3 protein-coding genes are annotated in these 1,567 nt (G+C 57.2%); all 3 read left to right on the top strand.

The window, feature by feature from the left end:
- Positions 1–9 precede the first annotated feature (9 nt).
- The gene (locus Q0216_RS08535; protein WP_298594531.1) at positions 10–141 is read left to right on the top strand and encodes a glycosyltransferase; all 132 of its coding nucleotides are present in this window, start codon (positions 10–12) and stop codon (positions 139–141) included.
- Positions 132–698: a DapH/DapD/GlmU-related protein gene (locus Q0216_RS08540; protein ID WP_012904026.1), complete on the top strand. Its 567-nt coding sequence runs from the start codon at positions 132–134 to the stop codon at positions 696–698. Before Q0216_RS08535 ends, Q0216_RS08540 begins: the two co-directional genes overlap by 10 nt.
- Positions 691–1,567: RNA-binding protein (locus Q0216_RS08545; protein ID WP_298594529.1), on the top strand; the 877-nt coding region annotated here is incomplete at its 3' end. The genes Q0216_RS08540 and Q0216_RS08545, both read left to right, overlap by 8 nt.

Raw genomic sequence — 1,567 nt, forward strand, 5'->3', positions numbered from 1 at the left:
GATGAGCTTATCGAGATTTGTACCCGTATTTTCCGTGAGCCGAAGTGGGCTCGTCAGATTCGTGAAGCCGGTCAGAAGCGTACTTTGGCCGAGCACACTTTCGATCAGCGTGTAAAGATTTTGGAGCAGCTATGGGCCTAAACCTTTCTAAGATTGTGACCAAGATGCCGAGTGTGCGTTGGCACATGGCAGACCTGCTGGGTAAGACCCTGTACTCGCGGGCGTTCGGCTCTTTCGGCTCGGGCACTGTTCTTGTTCGTCCCCTGCGCATGGTCGGTGTAGAGAACATCTACCTCGGCGACCAGATTGCAATCTACGAGGATGCGTGGATTGCCTCTGAAGCTGGCGGTATTCTGCGTATTGGTTCCGGTACCTACGTTGGTCACCGTAGCCATATTCACGCCTTGTCGAATGTGACTATTGGTAAGGACTGTGTCTTTGCCGATAATGTGATGGTCAATTCTGGCGAGCACCCTCTGGACTCTCTGCACGATGTGCAGCCCGGTGGTGACATCGTGATTGGTGATCGCGTTTTCCTCGGTCAGAATGTGTCTGTGCTCGGTGGTGTCACCATTGGAGATGGCGCTGTGATTGGTGCTGGGGCTGTGGTCACCCGCGATATTCCGGCTAATGCCGTGGCTGTGGGTATCCCGGCTACCGTTATTCGAGTCCGTTCGGGGGAGAAGCAGGATGCTTAAGTACCCTCTGGATTTGGACGCCTGGCAGGCATGGCAGAGGCGTCAGAAGAAGCTGAAGTGGGCAAAATACAAGCTGAATTCACTTCTTGACTCCGCACGTTCTCGGACCGTTGCGGAGGAGTCCGTGCGCGGTCTTCTGTACACTCGCGGTGCTAAGCCTCGAGTGCTGATCGTTATGGATTCGTTCTCTCCGACGAACCGCAACGCAATCTTGGAGCCTCTCAAGCATCTGGACGCTATCGATGTTGCCCTGTGGGTTCCTGAGGATGCTAGCGAGTACCTGGACGGACAGTACGCCAGCGCGCGCTACTCTCGCAAGGACTGGTCTGAACAGGAAATCTCCGGCGACGAGCTGAAGAGCCTCTTACCGGATATTCGTATTGTTCTTTCTGCCGCACAGTTCCTTGGACGCGGTGCAGCCGCCTACGAGTTCTCTCGTGCAATCGGTGCTGAGTACTGGATGGTTCAGCACGGTCTGCTGGTGCCTCAGGCGCCGCCACTGCCGGTCGGATGCACCCTGCTGGCTTTCAGCGAGGCTGACGCAGAATTTTGGGTATCGGGTCGCCGCGATGTCACCACTCACGCGGTGGGTTCGCAGCTGCTCTACCTTGCGGCGCAGAAGGCAGCCGGTGCTGAAACGCAGAAGCAGAACGACCTGGAACCGATCTTCCTGGGCCAGATGCACGGCGCGGAACTGCCGCGCGCATCCTTCGCGTACGCTTCCCACTCCTTCTTGAAGAAGTTCGGCGGTGTTTACCGCCCGCACCCGAGCGAGAAGGATAAGTTGTCGGTGCTGACCCACCAGCTGTGGGAGAAGGAAGGCATCCGCATTGACCGCTCCGGAACCCCGCTGAACGAGGTTCCGAACC

This window comes from uncultured Rothia sp., assembly GCF_937976295.1.
Taxonomy (GTDB): domain Bacteria; phylum Actinomycetota; class Actinomycetes; order Actinomycetales; family Micrococcaceae; genus Rothia.